At 43.0% G+C, this 25,979-nt stretch carries 27 protein-coding genes; 25 read left to right on the top strand and 2 right to left on the bottom strand.

All coding sequences use genetic code 11. The features are described from left to right. Positions 1–29 precede the first annotated feature (29 nt). The 25 genes from NST25_RS21960 (at position 30) to NST25_RS21840 (ending at position 23,525) form a co-directional block, all read left to right on the top strand. Positions 30–947, top strand: a complete 918-nt coding sequence (locus NST25_RS21960) for a SpoIIIAH-like family protein (protein WP_076129647.1) — start codon at positions 30–32, stop codon at positions 945–947. A 147-nt stretch (positions 948–1,094) separates the two neighbouring features. Beyond that, the gene (gene accB, locus NST25_RS21955) at positions 1,095–1,604 is read left to right on the top strand and encodes an acetyl-CoA carboxylase biotin carboxyl carrier protein (protein WP_076098642.1); all 510 of its coding nucleotides are present in this window, start codon (positions 1,095–1,097) and stop codon (positions 1,602–1,604) included. Positions 1,605–1,658: 54 nt separating this feature from the next. Next, a complete protein-coding gene (accC, locus tag NST25_RS21950) occupies positions 1,659–3,002 on the top strand; it encodes an acetyl-CoA carboxylase biotin carboxylase subunit (RefSeq protein WP_076129648.1) in 1,344 nt (447 codons plus the stop codon). Positions 3,003–3,117: 115 nt separating this feature from the next. Beyond that, the gene (locus NST25_RS21945) at positions 3,118–3,534 is read left to right on the top strand and encodes an Asp23/Gls24 family envelope stress response protein (protein WP_076129649.1); all 417 of its coding nucleotides are present in this window, start codon (positions 3,118–3,120) and stop codon (positions 3,532–3,534) included. Positions 3,535–3,608: 74 nt separating this feature from the next. Next, on the top strand, positions 3,609–4,148 hold the full coding sequence (gene amaP, locus NST25_RS21940; RefSeq protein ID WP_036682827.1) for an alkaline shock response membrane anchor protein AmaP: 540 nt from the start codon (positions 3,609–3,611) through the stop codon (positions 4,146–4,148). A 15-nt stretch (positions 4,149–4,163) separates the two neighbouring features. Then, positions 4,164–4,397, top strand: coding sequence for a DUF2273 domain-containing protein (locus NST25_RS21935; RefSeq protein WP_036682825.1), 234 nt, complete (start codon positions 4,164–4,166; stop codon positions 4,395–4,397). Positions 4,398–4,654: 257 nt separating this feature from the next. Continuing rightward, entirely contained in the window at positions 4,655–5,107 is a 453-nt protein-coding gene (gene nusB / locus NST25_RS21930; RefSeq protein ID WP_036682824.1) for a transcription antitermination factor NusB, read from the top strand. Between the two features lie 42 nt (positions 5,108–5,149). Next, positions 5,150–6,007: a bifunctional methylenetetrahydrofolate dehydrogenase/methenyltetrahydrofolate cyclohydrolase FolD gene (gene folD / locus NST25_RS21925; protein ID WP_036682821.1), complete on the top strand. Its 858-nt coding sequence runs from the start codon at positions 5,150–5,152 to the stop codon at positions 6,005–6,007. 11 nt (positions 6,008–6,018) lie between these two features. Next, positions 6,019–7,398: an exodeoxyribonuclease VII large subunit gene (xseA, locus tag NST25_RS21920; RefSeq protein WP_339187942.1), complete on the top strand. Its 1,380-nt coding sequence runs from the start codon at positions 6,019–6,021 to the stop codon at positions 7,396–7,398. Next, the gene (gene xseB, locus NST25_RS21915) at positions 7,376–7,633 is read left to right on the top strand and encodes an exodeoxyribonuclease VII small subunit (RefSeq protein ID WP_036682818.1); all 258 of its coding nucleotides are present in this window, start codon (positions 7,376–7,378) and stop codon (positions 7,631–7,633) included. The genes xseA and xseB overlap by 23 nt, the downstream gene beginning before the upstream one ends. Then, a complete protein-coding gene (locus NST25_RS21910; protein WP_339187940.1) occupies positions 7,620–8,567 on the top strand; it encodes a polyprenyl synthetase family protein in 948 nt (315 codons plus the stop codon). The genes xseB and NST25_RS21910 overlap by 14 nt, the downstream gene beginning before the upstream one ends. A gap of 99 nt (positions 8,568–8,666) precedes the next feature. Beyond that, complete coding sequence (gene dxs / locus NST25_RS21905) at positions 8,667–10,571, top strand: 1-deoxy-D-xylulose-5-phosphate synthase (protein WP_339187937.1); 1,905 nt, start codon at positions 8,667–8,669, stop codon at positions 10,569–10,571. 45 nt (positions 10,572–10,616) lie between these two features. Beyond that, complete coding sequence (locus NST25_RS21900; protein ID WP_248548420.1) at positions 10,617–11,519, top strand: TlyA family RNA methyltransferase; 903 nt, start codon at positions 10,617–10,619, stop codon at positions 11,517–11,519. Positions 11,520–11,850: 331 nt separating this feature from the next. Continuing rightward, on the top strand, positions 11,851–12,324 hold the full coding sequence (locus NST25_RS21895; protein ID WP_232061423.1) for a hypothetical protein: 474 nt from the start codon (positions 11,851–11,853) through the stop codon (positions 12,322–12,324). A gap of 31 nt (positions 12,325–12,355) precedes the next feature. Continuing rightward, positions 12,356–12,805, top strand: coding sequence for a transcriptional regulator ArgR (argR, locus tag NST25_RS21890; protein ID WP_036682813.1), 450 nt, complete (start codon positions 12,356–12,358; stop codon positions 12,803–12,805). 46 nt (positions 12,806–12,851) lie between these two features. Further along, complete coding sequence (gene recN / locus NST25_RS21885) at positions 12,852–14,579, top strand: DNA repair protein RecN (protein WP_076129654.1); 1,728 nt, start codon at positions 12,852–12,854, stop codon at positions 14,577–14,579. A gap of 114 nt (positions 14,580–14,693) precedes the next feature. After that, positions 14,694–15,830, top strand: coding sequence for a SpoIVB peptidase (gene spoIVB / locus NST25_RS21880; RefSeq protein ID WP_076129655.1), 1,137 nt, complete (start codon positions 14,694–14,696; stop codon positions 15,828–15,830). 197 nt (positions 15,831–16,027) lie between these two features. Beyond that, positions 16,028–16,843, top strand: a complete 816-nt coding sequence (gene spo0A, locus NST25_RS21875) for a sporulation transcription factor Spo0A (RefSeq protein ID WP_036682806.1) — start codon at positions 16,028–16,030, stop codon at positions 16,841–16,843. Positions 16,844–17,059: 216 nt separating this feature from the next. After that, complete coding sequence (locus NST25_RS21870; RefSeq protein WP_340394450.1) at positions 17,060–18,001, top strand: tyrosine-type recombinase/integrase; 942 nt, start codon at positions 17,060–17,062, stop codon at positions 17,999–18,001. A 459-nt stretch (positions 18,002–18,460) separates the two neighbouring features. Continuing rightward, positions 18,461–19,147: a YdaS family helix-turn-helix protein gene (locus tag NST25_RS21865; RefSeq protein WP_340392481.1), complete on the top strand. Its 687-nt coding sequence runs from the start codon at positions 18,461–18,463 to the stop codon at positions 19,145–19,147. A gap of 51 nt (positions 19,148–19,198) precedes the next feature. After that, the gene (locus NST25_RS21860) at positions 19,199–19,768 is read left to right on the top strand and encodes a hypothetical protein (RefSeq protein WP_340392480.1); all 570 of its coding nucleotides are present in this window, start codon (positions 19,199–19,201) and stop codon (positions 19,766–19,768) included. 382 nt (positions 19,769–20,150) lie between these two features. Further along, positions 20,151–20,768 (top strand): hypothetical protein, encoded by a 618-nt coding sequence (locus NST25_RS21855; RefSeq protein ID WP_340392479.1) that lies wholly within the window; start codon positions 20,151–20,153, stop codon positions 20,766–20,768. Further along, positions 20,765–21,499 (top strand): hypothetical protein, encoded by a 735-nt coding sequence (locus NST25_RS21850; protein ID WP_340392478.1) that lies wholly within the window; start codon positions 20,765–20,767, stop codon positions 21,497–21,499. The genes NST25_RS21855 and NST25_RS21850 overlap by 4 nt, the downstream gene beginning before the upstream one ends. Beyond that, positions 21,474–21,992 carry a hypothetical protein gene (locus tag NST25_RS21845; protein WP_340392477.1) on the top strand — a complete coding sequence of 173 codons (519 nt, stop codon included), beginning with the start codon at positions 21,474–21,476 and terminating at the stop codon, positions 21,990–21,992. Before NST25_RS21850 ends, NST25_RS21845 begins: the two co-directional genes overlap by 26 nt. Positions 21,993–22,364: 372 nt before the next feature. Continuing rightward, on the top strand, positions 22,365–23,525 hold the full coding sequence (locus tag NST25_RS21840) for a hypothetical protein (RefSeq protein WP_340392476.1): 1,161 nt from the start codon (positions 22,365–22,367) through the stop codon (positions 23,523–23,525). A gap of 519 nt (positions 23,526–24,044) precedes the next feature. Here the strand turns inward: NST25_RS21840 and NST25_RS21835 are convergent. Together NST25_RS21835 and NST25_RS21830 are read right to left on the bottom strand one after the other, a co-directional pair. After that, positions 24,045–24,404, bottom strand: a complete 360-nt coding sequence (locus tag NST25_RS21835) for a hypothetical protein (RefSeq protein ID WP_340392475.1) — start codon at positions 24,402–24,404, stop codon at positions 24,045–24,047. A gap of 106 nt (positions 24,405–24,510) precedes the next feature. Then, entirely contained in the window at positions 24,511–25,449 is a 939-nt protein-coding gene (locus tag NST25_RS21830; protein ID WP_340392474.1) for a restriction endonuclease, read from the bottom strand. Between the last annotated feature and the right edge of the window lie 530 nt (positions 25,450–25,979).

The raw sequence follows: 25,979 nt of genomic DNA, 5'->3' as shown, positions 1-25,979 counted from the left end.
ACTAGATTAAATTTTAGGAGGAATTAGGAATGAACGGCAAAAGACAAACGATATGGTTGGTTTCTATGCTCAGCTTGATGGTGGTCCTCTCTGCATACTATTTATTCACTGAAGACTCAGGTGCTTCGATTCCAAAAGACACGGCTGGCACAATGCAGGTTGATTCCCTGAAAGACACAGCAGGTGCAGCGTTGCCAACGGTTGGCGACAAAGGTGTTGTTGTGAACGAAGTTGTTAGTCAAGGCGATGTTGTTGCCGATGAAGGCGTTGTAGATAGCACTACTGGCGCCGCTACTACGGACGACAGCGCTACTGCCGCCAAAACGGATGACAGTGCTGCTACCGCTAAAACGGATGATAGCACTACTACTGCTAAAACGGACGAAAGTACAACTACAGCTGCTAAGGACGATAGCAGTAAAGCTGCCGCAAATAGCAGTGACTCAGAGAAGGCAACAACCGACACTGTTGCTAAAGATGCCGCGAAAACAGATACATCTGCTAAAGATACAGCCGCAAATACAACAACCAAGACTCCAGCCAAAAATGACAAAGAAATTCTCGATGAAGTAGCTTCTCAAAGTGTATCGGCGAGCAGTATGTTCACTAACTACCTTTATGAACGTGAGCAAAAGAATCTTAAGAACCAACAAGACTTGCTTGCTTTGATTAATGACATGGATAAAACACCTGCTGATAACGCAGTCGCTCAAGAACAACTTCTTAATCTTGAAGAAAAAGAATCCAAAATTACCGGTATTGAAGAACAGCTTCAACAAAAATATGGAGAAGCGATTGTAAAGGAAGAAGCTGGAGACAGCTACAAAGTAGTCGTTCTCAGCGACAAACTGGATGTAAAGCAAGCGGTTAGCATCGTGGATCTCGTAATGAAGGAACTGAGTGTATCTCAAGATAAAATTAGTGTACAATACGTTTCTGAGCAATAATAAGCTGTAAAATTAAAAGAAAAATGACGAAAGAGCTCGGGTTGCCCCGGGCTCTTTCCATTTTTACCGATTGTGATATAATACATAAAGTTATCTTGTCCGCTTAAGAAGTGGCTTCGAGAGAAAGCTGAAGGAGTGAACTGATATATGTTCAAGTTGAGCGAAATTAAGGAATTGATTAAATTGCTGGACCAGACCTCCTCTGTACATGAGTTGGAGATCGAAAGCGAAGGAATGAAGCTTGCAATTCGCAAACCGGATCGCCCTGAAGCTGATGGAACAGCAGTACAGGCGACTCCTTATGCTGCCTATCCCTTTACGCCTGCCCCGCAGCCGCAGAGCGTACCGCAAGTATCCTATCCGGTAGTAGGTGAAGTTCCTCCAGCGCAGCAGCCACAAGCAGCTGCAGAAGGCAAACTACATAAAATTGTGTCTCCAATGGTGGGGACCTTTTATAGTGCCGCTTCTCCGGAAACGCCTTCGTTTGTTAATGTTGGAGACCGTGTAAGTGAAAAATCAACGGTTTGCATTATTGAGGCGATGAAACTGATGAATGAGCTGGAAGCGGAGATCAAAGGTGAAATCGTGTCTGTGCTTGCTGAGAACGGTCAGCTTGTAGAATACGGTCAACCACTATTCTTGGTTAAACCGGAATAAATACCGCAGACTACTTAAGGAGCGGAAGCTTCGCAAAACTTTGGGAGGAAACGCATGAACATTCAAAAAGTGTTGATTGCCAACCGCGGCGAAATCGCGGTCCGCATTATTAGGGCCTGCCGTGAACTGGGCATTTCCACCGTCGCGGTCTATTCAGAACCCGACCGGGATTCACTGCATGTCCGGTTGGCTGATGAAGCTTACTGCATCGGTCCGATGCCGGCCAAGGACAGCTATCTGAACTTTACAAATATTATGAGTGTAGCCACCTTAACGGAATGTGATGCCATCCATCCTGGCTATGGATTTTTAGCTGAAAATGCGGATTTTGCAGAGATTTGTGAATCTTGCAATATTATCTTCATAGGACCTTCTCCAGATGCCATAAACCGTATGGGTGACAAGGCTGTGGCGAAGGAAACCATGAAACTGGCTGGAGTTCCGATTATCCCGGGCTCAGATGGTCTTGTAGGCGATGTAGAGGAAGCTGTCATGCTGGGCCGCGATATTGGTTACCCGATCATCGTTAAGGCTACTGCAGGTGGCGGAGGTAAGGGAATACGGATTGCTGAGGACGAGGAATCTTTGGTGAAGCAGATTACTGCTGCACAACAGGAAGCACAAAAGGCGTTTGGTAACGCTGGTGTATATCTGGAGAAATTCCTAACAGGTATGAAGCATGTGGAGATTCAGATTATTGCAGATAAACATGGCAATGTAGTGCATTTAGGTGAACGGGACTGCTCCGTGCAGCGTCGTCGCCAAAAGCTGATTGAAGAGGCACCTTGTTCAGTGCTCACACCGGAAATTCGGGAAGCAATGGGTAATGCAGCAGTTCGAGCAGCACTTGCCGTGAATTATTCGGGAGCCGGAACACTTGAATTCCTGCTTGGACCGGATGGACAGTTCTACTTCATGGAGATGAATACCCGTATTCAGGTTGAACATCCAGTAACAGAAATGGTTACAGGTGTGGATTTGATTAAGGAAATGATCTCTGTAGCAGAAGGCAATCCGTTGTCATTCACTCAGGAAGATATCGTGATTAATGGCTGGTCCATTGAATGCCGTATAAATGCTGAAGATCCTGAGCGTAATTTCATGCCTTCACCAGGAAAAATCGGCTTTTATTTGCCACCAGGAGGCCTTGGCGTTCGTGTAGATAGTGCGGCGTACCCAGGATATACGATTTCCCCTTTCTATGATTCTATGATTGCAAAACTGATTGTCTGGGCTCCTACACGTCAGGAAGCGGTTGCGAAGATGAAGCGCGCCTTGGCTGAATTCGCCGTGGAAGGCATTCATACCACCATCCCTTTCCATCAGAAACTGTTGGAGCATCCTGTATTTTTGGATGGTAACTTTGACATTAAGTTTCTTGAAGAGTATGAAATTTAGGACGACTTCGGTTTGTTTGTCATAAAGTTCGTCAAATGATATAGTATGTTTAATAAGAGACGTGCTTTACGCTTGAAATCATGAACAATCTTTCTTGAAAGGTGTGAAGTCTAAAATGAGTACATTGCCGACAGAATACGAACGGACGGAAATCGGTGAAATCCAGATTGCTCCTGAAGTAATCGAGGTTATTGCAGGTCTGGCGACCGTTGAGGTTAAAGGTGTAGCAGGTATGAGCGGCGGATTCGCCGGTGGTATTGTTGAACTTCTTGGACGTAAGAATCTGTCCAAAGGAGTTAAAGTAGAGGTTGGACAACGTGAAGCTGCGGTGGATGTTTCTGTAATTATTGAATATGGCAATCGCCTTCCTGAAGTGGCTGCTGAAATTCAACGTAATGTTAAGCGCTCCATCGAGACTATGACTGGTCTGACTGTTGTGGAAGTGAATGTGCATATTCATGATGTGCAATTCAAGAACAACAACACTGTAGACAAGAACGAAGAAACAGAAACGATTCTTCGTGTGAAATAGCAGTCATCGTTCTTCCATAAACCCCCGACAGCAAAGTCGAGGGTTTACTCTAATTTAAGGAGGTTATGAGACTCGTGGCAAAAATTTTGGACAGACTTTTGCTGTTTGTCTACAGCTTAAGTATCGGAATACTATCTGTTATTGCCATCCTCCTCTTAAGCGGTGCGATTCCTAGAACTTTGGAGATTGAGAATGGACCAGCAGCTTATATTACAGCAATAATAGTAGCAGTTGTCTTGTTCCTTCTGAGCATCCGATTTTTCTACATCTCTCTGCGCCGTGATCGCGCTTCATTGCCTTCGGTCGATCAGCGTACAGAGTATGGGGATATCCAGATTTCAATGGAAACTATTGAGAATCTGAGTCTTAAGGCTGCCGGTAAAGTGAAGGGAATCAGAGATCTCAAGTCACGTATTCGTGTCTCGCAGGCTGGCCTTGAAATTACAATTCGTGCAGTAGTCGACGGTGAGCATTCATTACCGCTGCTTACCACAGAAGTACAACGTCAGGTGCATGATTTCGTGCAGGAGACAACCGGCATTCCGGTTGCTGATGTGTCTGTATATATTGCTAACCTCACGCAGTCTCCAAGCTTCAAAAGTCGAGTGGAATAGAGGTGAGTTTCCCTTATGTCTTGGAAAGAAGTATGGGAAAGTCACGGGGGTAGAATCGCCGGAGTGACTTTCGGCATTGGTCTGGGTTTGATTTATTTAATTTGCGGTTTTTGGGATATGCTGTTCTTTGCACTGGTAGTGTTCATCGGATATACGCTCGGCAAAAGAAAGGATACCGCGCAAGCGCCCCTGTTTCAATGGCAGGAGTTGGTTTCGCGATTATCCGGACGCTGGCGTCCCTTTAAGTGAACCGCGATAGTCTTTTTCCCGGAGCAGGAAACCGTAAGTTTGTGTTGTCCGTTGCCCCCGGAAGAAAGGCTTTGCGGTTTTTTTGCGACAAGGGATAGGTATATTTGCGAGCTTCCTCTGAAGGTATCTTCGCTTTGTGCAATAATCCTCACAGGATTAGGGAAAGAATGAATAAGTGTGAAGCGATATTTGGGTTGTAGACGTTGTTGCAGTACAAGTGAATATTTTAATGCGATATAAGATTTTAGGAGGAACACATGAAAAGACGTATAGCTAGAGAGATTATTGTCCAAAGCCTGTATCAGATGGAAATGAACGATGTGGAAAGCGCGGAAGCCGTAGAAATGCTGCTCGAGGAAGCTTCAGAAGAGAATGAAACCGAACGTGTAATCACGGACGAGATTCAGCTTAAACACTATGTGGTAGAGCATGTGAATGGGGTATGGGAGCACAAGGTAGCGATCGACGATATACTTGAACATTACCTGAAGGGCTGGCAAATGAGCCGTCTGTCACGTGTGGATCGTCAGATTCTACGTTTAGCAGCGTATGAAATGGTGTTCGCCAATGATGTGCCTGCGAAGGTTGCGGTGAATGAAGCGATCGATTTGGCCAAGCATTTTGGAACGGATGATTCCGGGAAGTTTGTTAACGGAGTACTCGGAAAGATGATCCAAGAGATAGATACTATTAAAGCTGACCATTCTTAATTTATAAACCATAGTAAAGTATATAAAAGGGGAGAGACTAACATGACAGCAGCAATCATCAGTGGTAAACAAGTATCCGAGGAAATTCGTATTAGCATTGCCCAAGAGGTTGCTGAACTGGCGAAACGCGGCGTAAAGCCCGGTTTGGCTGTTATTCTAGTAGGTGAAGACCCGGGATCTCAGGTTTATGTTCGCAATAAGGAGAAATCTTGTATCAGCTTAGGATTCCATTCGGAAGTGCATAAATTGGATGAATCCACTTCTCAAGAAGAACTTCTGGCACTGGTAGCAGAGCTAAACGGACGCGATGATATCGACGGAATTCTGGTTCAACTCCCATTGCCTAAGCATATCGAGGAGAAGGCTGTTATTGATGCAATCTCCGTGGAAAAGGATGTAGACGGCTTTCACCCTGTCAATGTAGGCAACCTGGTCATCGGTGCCGACAGTCTTCTTCCATGTACTCCTGCAGGAGTAATCGAACTGATCAAACGTACAGGAACAGGTATGGCAGGTAAACATGCCGTTGTAATTGGTCGTAGCAATATTGTAGGAAAGCCAGTTTCCCTCTTGTTGCAACGCGAAAATGCTACCGTAACTATGTGCCATTCCCGTACAGCTAATATGCAAGAGATTAGCCGTCAAGCGGATATTTTGGTTGTAGCGATCGGACGAGCTAATTTCATTGATGCTTCCTATGTGAAGCCGGGTGCTGTTGTCATTGATGTGGGCATGAACCGTCTGGATAACGGTAAACTCGCAGGTGATGTTGATTATGAAAGTGCAAAAGAAGTTGCCGGATACATCACGCCTGTTCCAGGCGGGGTTGGTCCGATGACTATTACAATGCTGATGAGCAACACGCTGATTGCGGCTAAACGCCGTCACGGCCTGGAATAGGGGTAAGATTCATGGCGGCAGAGCGGCAGGTTTATTCGATCAAAGAACTCAACCGTTATATCCGCATGAAGCTAGACTCGGATAATTTACTTTCGGATGTGTGGATTCGCGGAGAGATATCCAACTTTACACATCATGGCAGCGGGCATATGTATTTTACACTTAAGGACGAGAGCAGCCGCATTAAAGCGATTATGTTTGCTTCTCATAACCAGCGGCTGCCTTTTATTCCGAAGGAAGGCGCTCGGGTAATTGCCAGAGGTAATGTGACCGTCTATGAACGGGATGGGCAATATCAGTTCTACGCCACACATATGCAGCCTGATGGGATTGGCAGTTTATATCTGGCCTATGAGCAGCTGAAGAGCAAGCTTGAAAAAGAAGGCCTTTTTGCAGAAGCTCGCAAGCGTTCGTTACCGCGGTTCCCGAAGTGTATTGGTGTGATTACTTCCCCAACAGGAGCAGCTGTACGAGATATTGTAATTACGCTTCAGCGGCGGTTTCCGCAGGTAGCTATTGTAATCTATCCCGTACTGGTGCAAGGCAAAGGCGCTGCGCCTTCGATAGTGAAGGCGATTGGTGCGCTGAACGCCATGGGTGAAGCCGACGTGCTTATCGTCGGCCGCGGCGGCGGTTCGCTGGAGGAGCTGTGGGCATTCAACGAGGAGGAAGTCGCGCGAGCGATATCGGCATCAAGGATTCCGGTCATCTCGGCCGTCGGCCACGAGACCGATTTCACGATTGCCGATTTCGCCGCCGACCTCCGCGCGGCTACGCCCACAGCGGCCGCTGAGCTGGCCGTGCCTCACGCCGGCGAGCTAGCTGCGCAGCTTCGCCAGCTGCAGCAGCGGCTGCGCCAGGCGCTGCAACAACGCGCCCAGCGTGGACGCGAGCGCCACTCGGTGCTGCAGCGCTCGCTGGCGCTGGCAGGCCCGCGCCGCACGCTGATTCAGCACACGCAGCGGCTGGACATGCTGCGTGAGCGGCTCCAGCGCTCAGTGGATGCACGGCTCAGCCGTTCCCGCGAGCGCAAGGCGGTGCTGCATCACAGTCTGCAGCGGTTCCATCCGCGCGACAGTGTTGCTGCAGCACGTCAGCTCACAGACAGTCTGCGCCGTGAGTTAATGGGCGCTATGCAGGCTCGTTTGCAGGAGAAGCGATCTCGCTATGTGGCGGAGATCCGCCATTTGGATGCGCTTAGCCCGCTTAAAGTAATGTCACGAGGCTACAGCCTAGTGTATGACGAGGCGGAAGAACATTTAATCAAATCGCTGACTGAAGTACAGCTTGGCGATCTTGTGGTGATAAAGATGAATGACGGACAGCTGAACTGCCAAGTATGGGGGATGAAGGAGGATGGCAAAGACGATGACGAAGGAAGCGGAACTTGATTTTGAAGGCGCTATGGACCGACTGGAGGAAATCGTTCGTGAGCTTGAACACGGCGACGTTCCTCTGGAGAAGGCCATCGATTTATTTCAGCAGGGCATGAAGCTGTCGCAGCTTTGCGGCAGCAAGCTGGAACAAGTAGAGCGTAAGATCGAAATGATTACCCAAGAGGACGGAGAACTGCGCAAAAAGCCGTTTGGTGCACGTCTGGAAGGGGACGCCGATGAATCGCTTTGAGAATGATCTGGAGGGAAGCTCCGCAAGTGAAAGCATGCGGCAGCCGCTGGAGGATTACATCGCGTCGATAAGTGATTTGCTCTCACATGAGCTTGAGACTATTCTTCCCGCAACTTGGACGGTTCCAGAAAATTTACAGCAAGCGATGAAGTATTCGCTAATGGCAGGAGGCAAACGCCTCCGGCCGCTGCTTGTGATCGCTGCTTGTGAATCACTGGGAGGCAGCCGTGAAGCAGCCTTGCCTGTTGCAGCTGCGATTGAGATGGTACATACCTACTCGTTGATTCATGATGATCTGCCTGCCATGGATAATGATGATTATCGGCGCGGCAAGCTGACGAATCATAAAGTCTTTGGTGAAGCATCAGCTATTCTTGCGGGTGATGCGCTTTTGACCCATGCTTTTTATAGTGTGGTACAAGCCTCCCGTAAATTTGGCATTCCTGCTGATAATGTTTTATCCATAGTGGAGGATCTGGCGGAAATGGCAGGTCCACGCGGCATGGTCGGCGGTCAGATTGCAGATATGGAAGGCGAGCAAGGACTAACAGATCTTGCGCAGTTGAAGTATATTCATCTGCATAAAACCGGAGATTTAATTATCTTTTCGTTGTTAGCCGGCGGACGTATCGCAGGGGCAACAGAGAAGCAGCTTGAAGCTCTGCGTGATTTTGGTACAAGCATCGGACTAGCTTTTCAAATCCAGGATGATATTCTTGATTTGGTTGGTGATGAAGGAAAGCTTGGCAAAAAAACAGGCAGCGATATCAAGCAGCAGAAGGTAACCTACCCTTATTTTATTGGGTTGGAGGAATCTCGTGCTGAGGTGAAGCAGCTTACAGAAGCAGCCCGAAATGCTGTGCTGAATGGCGGTTTTTACGACAACCAGCGCCTGCTGGAAATTGCAGATTATTTAATGGCACGTGATCACTAAGTATGAACTTTCGAAGCGGCTGTATTTCGACAGCCGTTTCGTTTGTGTTATAATGGTTTTTATATATTTTACAACATCTAGGAAAGCGGGGAACTATTCGTGCTGCTTCCACAAATAAATGATCCACAACAACTGAAATCACTGTCAGTCGAAGAATTAACTACTCTTGCAGAGGAGATTCGACGATTTCTGATTGAGAAGCTTACAGCAACCGGCGGGCACCTCGGTTCTAATCTGGGGGTGGTGGAGCTCACGCTGGCCTTACATTATTGCTACAACAGTCCTCGTGACAAAATGATCTACGACGTTGGCCACCAAGCCTATGTCCACAAAATACTGACCGGCCGTCAAGAACGCTTTGATACCCTGCGCAAATATCAGGGATTGTGCGGCTTTGTTAAGCGCTCTGAAAGCGAACATGATGTGTGGGAGGCTGGACATAGCAGCACCTCTTTGTCGGCAGCGATGGGGATGGCTATGGCTCGTGATCTAAAAGGCGAAGACAACAAGGTGATTGCCGTGATTGGTGACGGTGCGCTTACCGGCGGGATGGCTTTTGAAGCGCTTAACCACATTGGTCATGAGAAGCGCAAGCTGATGGTCATTTTGAACGATAATGAAATGTCGATTGCTCCGAATGTAGGGGCGATGCACAATTATTTAAGCAAAATTCGTTCGGACCGTCATTATTTGCGTGCCAAAGACGAGGTTGAAGGGCTGCTTAAGAAGATTCCGGCCATCGGTGGACGATTAGCGAAAACCGCTGAACAATTAAAAAACAGTCTTAAATATATGATGGTTCCTGGAGTATTGTTTGAAGAGCTTGGTTTTACGTATCTTGGGCCAGTGGATGGACATGATCTGGAGAAAATGATCGACACCTTCCATCAAGCAGATAACGTGGCGGGTCCTGTGCTTGTGCATGTGCTGACGACCAAAGGCAAGGGCTACAAACCGGCTGAGACTGATTTTTATAAATCGCATGCTATTTCCCCTTACAAAATTGAGTCAGGTCAGGCACTTAAAGCTGTAGGTCCTCCAATGTACACCGAAGTATTTGGTAGTACACTGATTGAGCTGGGACGTGAAGATTCGCGTCTGATTGCAGTTACCCCTGCGATGCCAGGCGGTTCAGGTTTGTTTCCTTTTGCGAAGGAATTCCCGGATCGTATGATTGACGTGGGGATTGCAGAGCAGCATGCGGCAACCTTGTGTGCAGCTTTGGCTATGGAAGGGATGAAGCCGGTATACGCCGTGTATTCTACCTTCATGCAGCGTGCCTATGATCAGATCGTCCATGATATTTGCCGCCATAACGCCAATGTTATGTTCGCTATTGACCGTGCTGGATTTGTGGGTGCGGATGGTGAGACTCATCAGGGTGTGTACGATGTTGCTTTTATGCGCCATATCCCTAATATGGTTATGATGATGCCAAAAGACGAGAATGAGCTGCGTCATATGATGAAGACGGCACTTGAATATAATGACGGTCCAATTGCTTACCGCTATCCGCGTATTAATGGAACAGGTGTGGTAATGGACGCTGAACTGCATACCCTTCCTATAGGATCATGGGAACGACTGCGTACAGGAGAAGGATATGCTGTAGTGGCATGTGGTCCTATGGTTCAAGTGGCTGAAGAAGCCGCTGATTTGCTGAAGCGGGAAGGGATTCAGGTGGGCGTTGTGAATGCGCGTTTCCTGAAGCCGCTTGATAATTCCATGCTTCTGGATTTGGCTCATGCTGGAACCAATATGGTTGTTATTGAAGAGGCTTGCCAAGCGGGAAGTCTCGGCAGTGCGGTATTGGAGTTCTACGCGGAGCATGAAATTTATGACGCTCGTGTACATCTGATGGGTGTGCCCGACATCTTCGTGGAGCATGGCTCCATTAAAGAACAACGTCAGCAAACAGGTCTTACCGTAGAAGCGTTATGTGCACGTATCAAGTCCATGATGGCTCTAAGTGCTTATAATTACAAAACGACTTCGTCTTCCTAAGTGGAAGCCGGAAATTAGTAACCCTTGAACGATCGGGAGATGACCATGGAACACCGTAAAGAACGGATTGATGTACTGCTTGTGGAGCAAGGTTTTTATGAAAGCCGGGAGAAAGCTAAAGCTGCTATTATGGCAGGTTTGGTGCTCGCGGATGAGGAACGTATTGAAAAAGCTGGCATGAAGGTCTCGCGGGAGTCTACCCTTAAGGTTAAAGGCTCTGTGCATCCGTATGTCAGTCGTGGAGGCCTAAAGCTGGAGAAGGCTCTTCGCCAATTTAATATTGATCTTACCGGTCGGAACATGCTGGACATTGGTGCTTCCACTGGCGGCTTCACAGATTGTGCGCTTCAGAATGGTGTAAGCCATGTATACGCCATTGATGTTGGCTATAACCAGCTGGATTGGTCACTGCGGAATGATGAGCGAGTGAGCGTTATGGAGCGTACGAACTTCCGGTATACGACACCTACAGATTTGCAGGGTCCTGTTCCGGACTTTGCCAGTATTGATGTATCTTTTATATCCTTAAAAATAATTCTCCCACCCCTCAAAGCCTTGCTGCAACGTCCAGCAGATATCGCTGCACTCATCAAGCCGCAATTTGAGGCTGGACGTGAGAAGGTTGGAAAATCAGGTGTGATTCGTGATTCCGCTGTCCATAAAGAGGTTTTGATTAATGTACTGACTATGGCTGCAGAGTTAGGATTCGGTCTCCATGGATTGACTTTTTCGCCAATTACAGGCGGGGAAGGCAATATTGAGTTTCTTGCTCATTGGAGACTGACGCCAGAAGTGGCGGAAGGCGAAGAATCATCCGTACAGCCGGCAGCTGCTGTTGCAGCAGTCATTCCAGTGGAGGACTTTCCATCCCTTGCTGATGAAGTGATTAAGCAGGCTACGGGTACTTTTAATGTGAGTTCTACTCATGGAAACTCCGCGCGCCGTTAGAGCTTTATGAACACCCCGTCAACCTCAAATGGTCAGCGGGGTGTTTTTTTTGAGCGGGAAGTCTGAAGAGTTCAACCTTGAAAATTCCTCTTCATCTGTTAAGATTGAGGGAGCAGATTTGCTCAAAGGGATTGAATTTATTAAAATAAAGACCCGGTATAAAATCCGGGTCTTTATATTTTGAATCTTTTTTTGGATTTACTGTGCTCGTTGTAATTGTAAATTGCTGAATTAGCGAATAATATCAATTATGCGGAAAGCTTATAAAAAGACAGCTTAGAAGCAGGATTTACCAGGGCTTCACGCGAATAAATCACCGAGGTGATTGATAGTGGCGGGTAGCTCTGACAAGGTCGTTATGGCGTTTATTGGGGTAGCATTATCGATTTTTATAATATATCGGATATATGTATGGCTGCAGAGTTCTCCGCGTTCTTTTATGAAGGATCAAATTCCGTTCAATAAAGTGATTATTCCACATCCCTCTATTGATATACTTGAGGATGAAGGATATGAGGTCGTTGGAGGGAAATTAAAAATCCCCTTGTCTTTCAACGTAAATGGGGCGCAGATGTATAGCCGGTTATTTATAGATTATGTGGCGACAAAAGAGGAAGGATCTTTATATTTAGTTATCCTTTCCAGACCACGCAAGCCTTTGGATTTCACTGGCAGTGGCTTACGTGATACCTTGCTTCCCTACCTGCTGATCTATCCGGAATGCAGCGGCGTTCTATATGTTAATGTAGCAACAGCATCGATCCATGTCATTAAGCTTGGCAAAGACGACGGAGAATCAAACTGAATCCATATTTTTTATATACCAGGAGGCAACAATGAAGGGACAACGACATATTAAGATTCGTGAAATTATTACACAAAAGGATATCGAGACACAGGACGAGCTTGTGGAAGCCTTGCGGGAATCAGGTTTTCAAGTTACTCAAGCCACAGTATCTCGAGATATAAAAGAGCTGTTGCTCATCAAGGTACCCATGGATGATGGAAGATATAAATATTCACTTCCAACGGATCAACGGTACAATCCCATTCAGAAGCTTAAGCGCGTTCTTGTGGATAATTTTGTGCAGATCGATTCCTCGGCTAATCTTGTGGTGATGAAATGTTTACCAGGTACGGCTAACTCTGTCGCTGCTTTAATTGATAATATTGACTGGCCGCAAATTATGGGAACCCTTTCTGGTGATGATACAATCCTTATCATTTGCCGTTTACCTGAGGACAGCAAGACCGTAATTTCACAAATCATGGGTTATATTTCTTAATTATAATTAATCAGATGCCTGTCATCTTCTCGGAGGTGCTCTATTAGTGTTAGAAACCTTGTCTATACGCAATCTTGCCGTCGTTGAGGCGGTAGATGTGCATTTTTATCCTGGCTTCCACGTGCTTACGGGGGAGACCGGGGCAGGTAAATCCATTATTATTGATGCGCTTGGATTGATTGTTGGAGGCCGCGGTTCTGCGGATTCCATTCGTTATGGTTGTGAAAAAGCGGAGATGGAGGCGCTCTTCAGTCTTCCCAGCGGTCATCCCGTTTGGGAGACTTTGGAGCGTCTTGGCATTGAGGCCCAGCGCGAGGAGCATCTTATTATACGACGCGAGCTTACCTCTCAAGGTAAAAGTACATCACGTGTAAATGGGCAGATGGTCAATCTTACCATGCTTCGCGAGATCGGCGAGCAGCTGGTTAATATACACGGCCAGCATGAGCACCAGAACTTGCTGAAGGCGGAACGGCATCTGGGACTGCTGGATACATACGGAGAACCGATTATTGGTCCGCTAAAGGCAGTTTTTCAGGAAAGGTATTCTGCCTTCGCGAAGGTGGAGAAAGAGCTGCGAGAGCTGCAGGAATCCAGCCAGAAGGCATACCAAATGCTTGACTTATATCGTTTTCAGCTTGAAGAAATTTCATCCGCCGGATTAAAACCGGGAGAAGATGAATTACTTACCGAAGAACGGGTCAAACTATCCCACAGTGAGAAAATGATGGATTCCGTATCGGGTGCATATGAGCTACTTTACGACAGACAAGGCTTGGAATCGATCGGTAATGTTATTTCCAGACTTGAGGATGCAGTTCGTTACGATGAGAAGGGTCTGCGAACAGTGCTCGAACAGCTGCAGTCCTCATATTACCAGCTAGAGGATGCTGCTTTTCAGCTTCGTGATTACCGGGAAAATATCGAGTTCAATCCGATGCGACTTGAAGAAATAGAGAATCGTTTGGATTTGATCACTGGACTCCGACGTAAATATGGAGAAAGTGTAGAACAGATTTTGGCTTATTATGAACAAATTCACCGGGAAACTGATTTGCTTGAGAATAAAGATGAATATCTGGAGAAACTGACGGCGAAGCGCGATTCGTTGCTGTCTGTATTAATGGAAGCAGCTACGGAATTAAGTGAAGCACGAAAGCTTTGTGCTGCTGATCTGGCCACCCAAGTGGAGGGTGAGCTCAAAGACCTTCAAATGGAAAGAACCTCGTTGCAGGTCAAATTGGACAGGCTGGAGGACCCGCGTGGAGTCGAATACAATGGTCGGCGTATTCGCCTCACAAGACAAGGGATAGACAGCGCAGAATTTATGATATCCCCTAACCCGGGCGAACCCCTGAGACCTCTTGGCAAAATTGCCTCTGGTGGTGAGCTGTCGCGTATTATGCTGGCAATGAAAAGTATTTTTGCGCGCCATGATGCAATTCCAGTTCTAATTTTTGACGAAGTGGATACTGGTGTCAGCGGCAGAGCTGCTCAGTCCATCGCAGATAAGCTGTTTAAGCTGTCCTCTACCTGTCAGGTGTTCTCCATTACTCACTTGCCGCAGGTGGCTTGTATGGCTGACCATCAGTACTTAATCCGCAAAAAGGTTGAGGATGGAAGAACCATGACTGAAGTGGAATCCCTAACGAACGATGGACGTGTAATGGAGCTGGCCAGGATGCTGGGTGGCGTAGAAATTACCGAAAAAACATTGCACCACTCGCAGGAAATGCTTAATCTGGCCGAGGCAAGTAAGGCTGCAACAAGCTAAGCGGAGCAATGATTGACAGTAATAAAAGCCTGGGGGCAAGGTTATCTTATAGGTACGCAATTGGCGACCACCTTTTTCGTCAAGCGAAAGAAGCAAAAGGGAGCGTGACAGCCATTGAAGCCTAACCTCAGGAAGTTAATGCCAGGCCTTTTATTTGCCTTCTTTCTTAGTTTATCGGGCATAACGGGAACAAACCTAAGTTCTGCTGCACCACTACAAGGTGAACCAGCCAAGGTGACTGCACAAGGAATTCATTCCGAGCTTAAGGTGATCCCGGGAGGTCAAACGATCGGTGTGAAAGTGAAATCAGCAGGTGTTTTGGTTGTTGGTCATCATCTGATTGAAGTATCCGAGAAAACTAAGCTTTCCCCAGGAGAGGTCAGCGGTTTAGTGCCGGGTGATCTGATGATCTCCATGAATGGTGAGAAATTGGACGAGTTGTCCAAGGTGGCCAAGCTGGTGGATCGTGCTGGTAAAGCGAATAACCCCTTGACCATTGTCTTCAAACGCGGAGGTAAAGAGCATACAGCTAAGTTAAAGCCCGCGTATGACATTCATGACAAAGTGTGGCGGTTAGGCCTGTACATTCGTGATTCAGCAGCGGGTGTTGGCACATTAACTTTTTATGCTCCAGAGCAAGGTGTATATGGAGCTTTGGGACATGTGATTACAGACATGAATACCGGTACTCCAATTGTTGTAGGCAGTGGTCATATCGTTCAGTCCAGTGTCACCTCCATATCCAAAAGCCAGGATGGCGATCCGGGCGAGAAACGAGCGCATTTTTTGAAAGAAAGCCAAGTGCTTGGAAATGTGGAGAGCAATACTGACTTCGGCATCTTCGGTAAAATGAGCTCCAATCCCGAGCACAGTCTTTACAAAGAACCTATCCCCGTGGCGATGAGCGATCAAGTCAAGGAAGGTCCAGCTGAGATCCTAACTGTAGTTGACGGACAGCAGGTGGAACGGTTTAAGGTTGAGATCATTCATGTAGCACATCAGCAAACGCCAGCCACTAAAGGAATGGTACTGCGGATCACCGATCCACGTCTTATCGATAAGACAGGCGGTATCGTTCAAGGCATGAGCGGAAGTCCTATCGTACAGGATGGCCGTCTCATCGGAGCCGTAACTCATGTATTTGTAAATGATCCTAAGTCCGGTTATGGATGCTTCATCGAATGGATGCTTCAAGATTCAGGTGTGACCAAACAGGAGAATAGGTATTCATTAAATCTTAAGGCGGTTTAGCCTTAAGATTTTTTGTCGAACGATTACGAAGAACCTCGAACATTGAGATAAAATATTTAATTATAATCCAACGCAGAAAAAAAATAAAGAAAAATAATTTTCGACAGAAGGGAATTCGATCTCCATGTCGAAAACGTAAGAGACAAGAAAAAAATGTTATTTTCGAATAGCAGATATAATTAAGGAGGAAGCAGCCAGTGCAGAATATTGAAGTGTTGTTGGCCGATGATAACAGGGAATTTACGAATTTGCTTTCCGAGTACATTTCTGAGCAAGAAGATATGACCGTAACGGGTATCGCCTACAATGGTGAAGAAGTGCTTCAAATGCTTAGCGAAGCGCGTAAAATTCCCGATGTTCTTATTCTTGATATCATCATGCCGCATTTAGACGGCCTAGGTGTATTGGAACGTCTACGTGATATGGATCTGAATCCTCAACCGAAGATCATCATGCTGACTGCTTTTGGTCAGGAGAACATCACTCAAAGAGCTGTACAGCTTGGTGCATCCTATTATATTTTGAAACCGTTCGATATGGAGGTCCTGGCAAATCGTGTACGTCAGCTTGTCGGCTCTCAAGGCAGCATGAGCTCCTCCTCCAACATGTACAATTATTCGTCGACGTCCAGATCGAATGTAGTGCCGCTCTCTAAGGGCAAGAACCTCGACGCTAACATTACCTCGATCATCCATGAAATCGGTGTCCCAGCGCATATCAAGGGCTATCAGTACCTGCGTGAAGCGATCACCATGGTATATAACAATATCGAGATCCTTGGTGCGATTACGAAGACACTCTACCCAGCAATCGCTGAGAAGTTCAAAACCACGCCTTCACGCGTAGAACGCGCGATCCGCCATGCGATTGAAGTCGCTTGGACACGTGGCAACATTGACTCCATCAGCCATTTATTCGGCTACACGATTAATATCTCCAAATCTAAGCCTACTAACTCGGAATTTATTGCCATGGTAGCCGACAAGCTGCGGATTGAGCATAAGGTTAGTTGAAAGGGTTAGGGGCAGTGCGTGGTAAGGGATTGTGGGTTGCTGGTAGGTGTTTACAGGTAACGTAAGGATACCGATAAATATCCGAAATGGTGCATTTTAAACCGATAAATATTTTTGAGAAAAGCTATTTATAACCGCTGTTTATTGGGTTCCCAAAAATCCAATAAAGGGTGGTTTTTTCTTGTGACGGACTTCGATTTTCAAGTGGACAATTTCATGTTATTTTGTTCCTCCAAGAATCTTTCGCGTAAAACAATGGCAAGCTATGAACAAGCGTTAAAGCTCTTTGGTCAATATTTAAAGCAACAGTTCAAGATTGATGAAGTTACAAAGGTTCAGACTGGTCATATACGTCAATACATCAAGTATTTAAGGGAACGTGGTAAGTATACTGTCGTAAGCACTGAAGAATCAAAAGAAGTTAATCATCCTGAAAGTCGTTCAGATTTCAAGAAAGACATCTCAACGGCAACCATAGCTAACTATGTGCGGAATATCAAAGTGTTTTTCAATTACCTTCATGATGTTGAAAAGGAGATACCGAAGAACCCATTAACCAATGTGGAAAGTCCGAAAATCGAAAGGAAAATAAAAAAGACTTTAGCACCCGAGCAATTAAAAAAAGTCCTTTCCCAATTTGACCTTTCAACTTTTCATGGTTATAGAAATAACGTTATAATGCGGCTTTTGCTTGACACTGGAATGAGAATCGGAGAATGTCTATCGCTTCTACCAGAAAGCATCGATTTTAAACTTAAAAGCATTCACATAATCAATACTAAGAATAAGCAGGAGCGATTTGTATATTTTTCTTATAAAACTGCTAATGAATTAAAGAGATGGATGAAGTATCGAGACAGATACTCGGATTCTCCATTCCTTTTTCCCACTATTAGAGGTACACAACTAGAGGTTAGAAATTATGAAAAAGCACTGCGTGACGCAGGTGCTAAAGTGGGAATACCTATTCATCCACACCAACTAAGAAACAACTTTGCCAAGTATTATATATTAAACAATGGTGACTGGTTTAGTCTGTGCAGAATACTTGGACATTCATCTGTTGAGGTTACACAGAAGGCATATCTCGATTTCACGGATGAAGAGATTGGAAAGAAGTATCAAAAGCATAGCCCACTGACCTTCATGGATATATAGAGCCTCAGAATGCACTAGAAACGATTTAATGGATAAGGTAGTGATTTAGTCAAGGAATGAACATTCGAATGCTCCCACGTTGTTCAGCTAGTGTCAGAAATAATCTGAAACGGATAAATGAAAAAGCAAATCAATTACGACGTCTTAGAATGGAAACATGAGTCTTGACATCATCTGGTTAAGTTGATTCATTAAAAATCGCTTTAAAATGAAGGGAAGCCATGACCTTGTATAAGGTTCATGGCTTTTTTATGGATTTTTTTCACTCATAAAATCACTGTTTTCTGAATTCATGGTGCTCTGATTGTTTCTTAGATATTTGAGTGAGTAATTAGTTAGAGTAATAAAAATAAACTAGTTAATAATTAAACAAAATTAACATTATTTATTTACAATTAATCATTATTCAGTTATTGTGTTCTTAGGAATATTAAATTAATAGATAAGGAGATGGGTAAAATGATTGGATTAGAATATACTTGTCAGGTTTTTAATGTGGAAAATAAGGATCTAGCGGAGAAATTAAAGATTTCACCTCCTAACATTAGTGCGTGGCTTAAGGGGAATAGAGAAATTCCAGCGAAGTATATTCCAGAGTTATCAAAAATTTTCAAAGGTCTTTCGATGGAGTATTTTCAAAAAGAACTCACATATATAGACGAGTTGAAAATTAAAATTCATCATATCGAAACGATGGAGTGGGATGATCGTATCGATGAATTACGGGTATACGATATGAATAATGGAGGGGAACTATTACACGATTTAGATGAGGATACGTACGAAGACGAATTGAAATTTTTATACTCTGAGTTAAACAAGGTTATAAAAATGAACTCTTACCAAGAAAGGGTTAGCCAATTACTAGAACGTGTTTGGGCATTAGACAGTGCAACAAAATACGAGATATTCAAAGATAGAAATCCCGAAGAGTTCATTGTGAGTAGATTAAATAATTACTTAGATTACGCAATGAAGTTTGAAGTTGGTGGTTTAAACGCATTGGAGAGCATAATCAACTATTTAAATTCTTATCATAGTGTTGATGAGGGGAATTGGGAATCTCAAGAACTTTTTCCTAACGAAAAGCTTCTTTCCTTCTATAAGGATTTGAGAGAAGTTTTAGTAAAGCATAAGGTGTTGTGAGTATAAATATAGATTGCTTAATGACATTAAAAAAACAGAAGGGTGATAATAATGAAATTAAAATTTCTGACTAAAGAAAAGATGAAGGAAATGAGCAAAGCTGATATGAAAGAGAGGGTAAGGTTTTTACGAGTAGAAGAAAGAACGCTGAAAAATTACATAAGCAACCATCAAAAAGCCATTAACAAGATACTATCGGATATGTGGCGAATAGGACAAGCCTTTGAATTAGATAATATACATTTTTATCTAAAGTTGTTAAGCAAAGAAAAGCATGTGCTTGAGGATAAACTATCTTTTATTAAATTAGAAAAGCAACTATTGAGATCGCATCTGAGTTTACATCAATATGAGGATACTGCAGATTTCAGAGAAATATTTGATACTTATGTAGAATCCTTCAATGAGGAGTTGGAAACATATCCGCTTGATGATGATACGGTTTGCCATTACGAGTTTGAATATGAAGGTTCACGTTTGACGCTTACTCGTTATTCAATTGAATTTGATATTACACCTATGAAACAAAAGAGATTAGATGATAGAGAAGCTGAAATGTTGGAAAACATAAAGAATAATAAAATATGGGGAAAGTATATGGTGGAAACTATAGGTGTCTAATAATGTAAAAAATTAGAAATGGTGAAAACCCAACAACTTATTATAAATTTACAATACTTGACAATCGAGTGGTTATATGGTATAATATAGATATAAGTCAAAGAGGGGCACTCTGTCTGAGTGCTTCTTTATTTAATTGGAGGAGATTGTAACAAATCTCCTTATTTCTGTTGCGAAAAAATGAAAGGAGAATGAAAGTGTCTGAAAAAGAAAAGTTTAGACTTCTGCGGCTGAAAAAGCGAATTACACTAACGGAATTAGCTAAGTACATCAAATGCTCAAGATGCCACATTGGTAATTACGAAAATCGAAGAGCAAATATGGACTACAAGAAAGTTAAAATGTACAAAAAATATATCCTAGAGAAAAGAGTTGATGAGAAATGAGTTTATGTATTGCGGTTAATAACCCAGGAAATTTCGTGATTATTAGTGGGGACGGGCGCATCACCAGTGGTAGTAGAATTGTAAGCGATTCACATAAGAAACTTACTAAGCTTACTAACCAAGTATCAATGTTCTGTTCTGGTGTGCAAGATTATTGTGAGATTCTACGTTCATTGGTAGCGAAGCAAGTAAATGAATTTACACCTATTGATCAGATTGCGAAAATCGTAGAACGTGAATCTTTGAGAGTTCATGAACAATTCCTTATGGCTTATCCCACCTACTACGATGTAATGCCGAACGGAGCAAGTTTAGCTACTGTATTAGCTTTTTATGATCTAGATAAGAAAGAATGTGGGATGATTGAATATTGCCATAGAACTAGATTTGAGCCACGAACTATAGTCGGATCTGCGATGTCTGCACGAGGTATTGGACAAGATAGAGCATTAGTCTACCTACCAAAACACTTTGATTCTCAGAGTCCAATAGAGAGCGTTCTGGATACGTATAGGATCATAGGTGAGCAAGAACAAAGTGTAGGTGGAGATATTAGCATACACGTAATATCTGAAATAGGGACAAATGAACTGGTATTGGAAGGTGCAAAATGAATGTCATATTGAATTTAAATGATATAGCTAGTAATTCTAGCGGTACGACCTATGCAGCGTTTAACGGTGGGACTAAAGCTAGAACATTGAGGGGGATTGCTAATCTTCAGCTTGGTAGAAATGTGAAAATGGGACCTGATGCGACTATCGATTGGACGCAAGTTACAAATCAACCGCATATTCCAACTCTACCAAGCTATATAAGCGCTACTAAGATTACTCAAACAACAATTGAATCTCCTAGCATATTCGGAGGAACCATTTCTATAGGTAGTGGGAATAACGTTTTGAAAGCGGATTCTAACGGGGTTTACTTAGGTAATGCAACGTTTGCCAGTGCACCTTTTAAAGTAACAATGGATGGGAGACTGACCGCATTAGATGGTACGTTCAAAGGTATTATCGATGGTTCTATAATTACAGGTGGACTAATTAGAACGGCGGATTCAGGAACAAACAGGATAGAGTTATCTGGGAATGGATTAGTTTCTAGAAATGAGCTGAATGAAAAGAATGGAGTAGTTATTGATAGTGGGAACTTCTCAGCTGTTGACTTTTATTACAAAAATCAACATAGAGGTGGTTTGGAGCAGACAGCAGGAAATCTAGCTCTCACGACTACACAAGGCTCAATCATCATTGAAGCTGCTTTATATAGCAGTACCTTGTTTAGAGGGAAAGTAGATTTCTCAGGAGCTACCGTAATTGGCGTTGTTGCAACGTTTGGATGATTTATCAAATATACAAAGGAGAATATTTATGAAAGATAATACAAAAATATGCGGTAGATGTGATCAGCTTCTTCCACTAGGCAATTATTACAAACAATCTAATACAAAGGATGGGAAGGGTAACTACTGCAAAAAGTGTAAAAGTGAATATCAAAAAGAAAGAACAAAGATGTTGAAAGCTAAAGACCCAGCGAAATTCTTATTAAATGAGTCATGTCGTGCAGCTTATGAAAGAGGTGGAGCTACATATAAACGAAAAGGCTATGAACACGTTAGATGTAGTTTCGATAATGTGAGAGATTTTCAAGAAGCATTATGGGATGATGAGGTTTTCAGAAACGAGTGGATAGCTCAAACGGATGTGTATATAAAACTCAATAAGTACAAATATCGTCCAACATTGGACAGAATCAATCCTGAATTAGGTTATGAAATAGGTAACATAAGGATGCTGCCACAACGCATAAACGCATCAAGAGATAAAGCTGTTTGATAAATAAGTCAATTGTAAGTGGGTTTAGTATGAAATAGTAGTATCTTTTACATGTTTCCGTGAAGAGAACGGAAGCTTATTTTATTTGGACATTTATGAAAGGGGATAAGACATGTTTTCAGAAAATGAGTTTTTTTATTGCTATAGCATGAAGCTATTCAAGTTTCTACGTATGGATAGAGAGTTTAGTTTTATTTGTTCAGGGCTTCATGAGATGACGATGCAGAAATTTTGGCAGTTCAAACGAACTGAAGAATTGAATAGAGCATTGTTGGAGTTCAGTCAGCGCCATTATTGTTCTAATGAACAGTAATGGTTAGTGGTCTTAGTGTTAGATTAATTGGTGTTAAATTATAAGGAGAAGTGAGAATTATGGGGAAGAAAGAAAATAAAGAAAATAAAGAAAATAAAGTACCATGGGTCGCCATGCCCATTCAGATGTTTCATTATGATAATACAAAGCTATTTATCCTGAAAGAAGATGACTGCGCTTTCAATTTATACTTTGAACTAGCAAAGCTATCGCAAAATCCCTGGATGTATGGGAGGACAGTCACTACAGTATCTCTACTTAGTGATCAAATGCCGCTAGTTGCAGATAAGACAAAGAATAGAGCAGAGCACAAGCGTTTGCTGGCAGTGCTATCAGATCGAGGTTATATCAAAATTAGTCCTACTAATTACAAAAACGATACACCTATTACAATTGAGGTGCCGAATGCCGCAGATACGATTCAGAAAGAAGAAAAAGACGATAAAGGGTATAAGTTTAAGTTCAATCGTTTCGTCCAACTAACGCAAGAGGATTATGAATCCTGTCTAGGTAACGCTAGATACTTTAGAGCATGGATTTACGCTGAACATCGGATGTTTAGAGGAAAAGAGAATGAAGGTGAGTGGATTTTTTATAATGAAGAATGGCAAAATGTGATGGACATTCAAAGTAAGACTACTGTAGGTAAGATATTCAAGGAAATGCAGTCATTGAATATTATCGATAAGATTCAAGGCAAGACCTACACAGACAAAAATGGTAATGTGAGAACTGAAGGTAGCAGGTACATTCCAGTTAGTAAGGGAGTTCGTGAAGTTCGTCAAGAGCAAGTTGAAGGCAAAGAGAAAGACGAAACGTTAGCTAAATCTCAGAATCGGATAGTTGATGCATTGGTCTCAAATTTGGACGTTACTGATGAACGAGTTCATAAAACGAACCTGATGAACCCTGATACAAACATCAAGCTAAATGGCAAAGATATTGCTATTTACTTGGACACTGATTGTGAAGTCACGAAAGCCCATGTTAAAAAGCGACTAGATGGATTGGAAAAAGCACATCCTGAAGCCTACAAGAGTCTTATGGCGGCAGGACATAAGGAATACGACAAGCTGAAGCAAGAGCGTGCAGGTAAGAAGTGGGTTGAAGAAATGAATAATATCCAGTTGTCACAAGAAGAAATTGAATCTCGAAACAAACCCTTGGTGTATAAGAAGAAAAGTAATGGTGGGGTAGATTTATCAAGTATTTTAGACTAGTTCATATTCAGGATGAAATCATCCCACTATTGAACTAGGGTGGTTCAGTTTTAGGATGAAATCATCTCATTATTGAACTTACCTAGTCCATTTTTGGGATGAAAACGGGCTCAGAAATGGACAGTATAAACAAAAGAACTATAAGAAAGAAAAAACCTACCAGAGACTATTCGGGTAAGGGGTGTTCTCGCTTACGCTCCCTGAAGGTCAAGACCTTAAAACCCTGTCGCTTCGCTCCTGTCGTGCCGTTGGCACTCTAGCATTTAACACTCAGCTCATCTCAACCTTAATGTATTCAATTTCTCCAGTGTCAGCATTCTTAATAAATTGCTTAATGGAAGTCATTTACCTTTGTTTTCTCTTCTCTTCTCTTCCTTCGTAGAGAAGGCTCTTATGCGCGTGTTACGGCGTGGCTGAAACATTCTAGTTGGCACAAATTTGATTTTAGGCTCACTCTCCAGTCCAGCTTCACTCATAGCAAAGACAAGTTTAAGCTTATAAGTGCGGTAGAGGGCTTCTTTAAAATAATCGTTGAACTAATTCTTCTATTGCCCTGAGAGATCCTTTGCCTTGTTTAGCATAATACTCCGTGTGAGCCTTTGCAGCCTGTAATGCATTGACAAAATATTCTTTCCCATAATCATTTAGAATGTTTAATAAGAAATACTCAGTCGCCCTAGTATTCATTGTTCGATGATATTCATTTCCTTGCATCATTTGACTAAAGTCATGAACATAGGCAAGTGCTGAGCCACGTCCCATCCCTGTCGTTGCAACAATTGCATCAAGGGCTTTACCAAGTTCGATTTGTTTATGATATACCTTTTTTGCATTATCATAAGAAACTTCTATCATTTGGTTAGTTATGGCTATACCCATTCTCTGTCATCCCCCACTTAGTCCAGTTCTAAAATGTATTTAGAACTAATTTACGTTGGTAGAAAACTCACTTAACGTAGGCTGTGCCGTATAAGAAATCCGAGTTTTATGTATGTAGATGATATAGCCGCCGTAGTTGAATAATTCTGTCTAAATAGGCTACCCAATTTGACCCTAAATAAAGGTTTAGTAATTTCACAAGATCATCATGATTTATGAGTTCAATACCATTCTTTTCAGCAAACCTTTTCGATTCCAAAGAAAAATTCGAGGTAGCTACCAACACGCCTTTTGTTGCCTTCTCTGAGTGGACAACACCGTATAACGACCTGATGTAATCAGGACTGATATCTGGAAAATGCCTTTTACATTCCACGATAATTTTCTCTGACTTTCCGAGTTCTGTTGATGTAGCAATAATGTCTAGCCCACCATCTCTTGTGATCTTTGTAAGGATGGTTTCATAGCCCATTTTTTCGTAGAGAGCATCTACCAGCAGTTCAAATTCCCTAGGAGTGAGATTGAGGAGGGTTTCTCTTGGTTGTGAAATGTCAATAAACATCTTGCGAATGATAAGAGTTGCATCGTTCAAACCATAAATATCATAATCACTTAGAACTAGTAAATGTGCAAGTTCATAAGCGTTGATAACGTTAATCGCCATTTTGGGGTTATCAGGTAGAAGATCGATAACCCATGATAATCCTTCCCACGCAAAATCGTCGTCCGATGTTAGTCTTCTTACATATTCCGAATCAAGCCCCCGTTTTGTTGATTTATTTGTAATAGCTGATTGATAAAACGGCAGTTTGCTCGTATCCCTTACGGATTCACCTGATCTTACCAAAAAGCGTCTAAGCAGTGTTTTGACCTGTATTTCATTAAAATCATCAGCGCGTTCTATAAAAATATCCGCAAAATCATCACTAGGAAAGCATCTTGAATTATCTAGGAGTTGAAAACTATCTGATAGAATATAATTTCGCCATTCACTAAACTCTAATTCACTTGTAGCAATGGAGTATAAATCAGGTTTATGTTTCAATATACCCATCCTTTTTTGAATATTTTAGGAATCTGATGTCATTATTTGGTTTTACAACGAAACAATATCTGTTCTTCGCTATTTTCTCACCGTTGATACGCAAAGCAATCGTTATTGTTAGACAGCTATAACGACGATTAGCGATGGATTTAACCACGAACAACCTAGTGTTCATTCATACTTATTGAAGGTAAGATTAAATGCCAGTATATTAGGCACGGATCACAGTAGTTGTGTTGCTAGTTCTAAGTAAGAGGGTTCCTTTTTACGTCTTCTAGCCAATTTTTTGATGCTCTTATCCACTTGGATTATGGTAGTATATGTATAGGTCATTATAACTATCTTTGTAGAATTATGGAATACACAAAATCACATATATTAGCAGAATTCGAGGGGATAACCTCATGTGTAGCCCATCTACGGAAAGCATGTGCTTCTTTCTTTTTAAATCCATCTTCATTAATAACGGTCATTTCCGCATTCTACCTAGAGAATTGGATATTGGGTATGTTGAACATACGTCATCCAAA

Origin of the sequence: Paenibacillus sp. FSL E2-0190 (assembly GCF_037992965.1) — a bacterium.
GTDB classification, from domain to species: Bacteria; Bacillota; Bacilli; order Paenibacillales; family Paenibacillaceae; genus Paenibacillus_AQ; species Paenibacillus_AQ odorifer.
The sequence above is the reverse complement of the archived record's forward strand: the minus strand, read 5'-3'. Positions and strand labels throughout refer to the sequence as shown.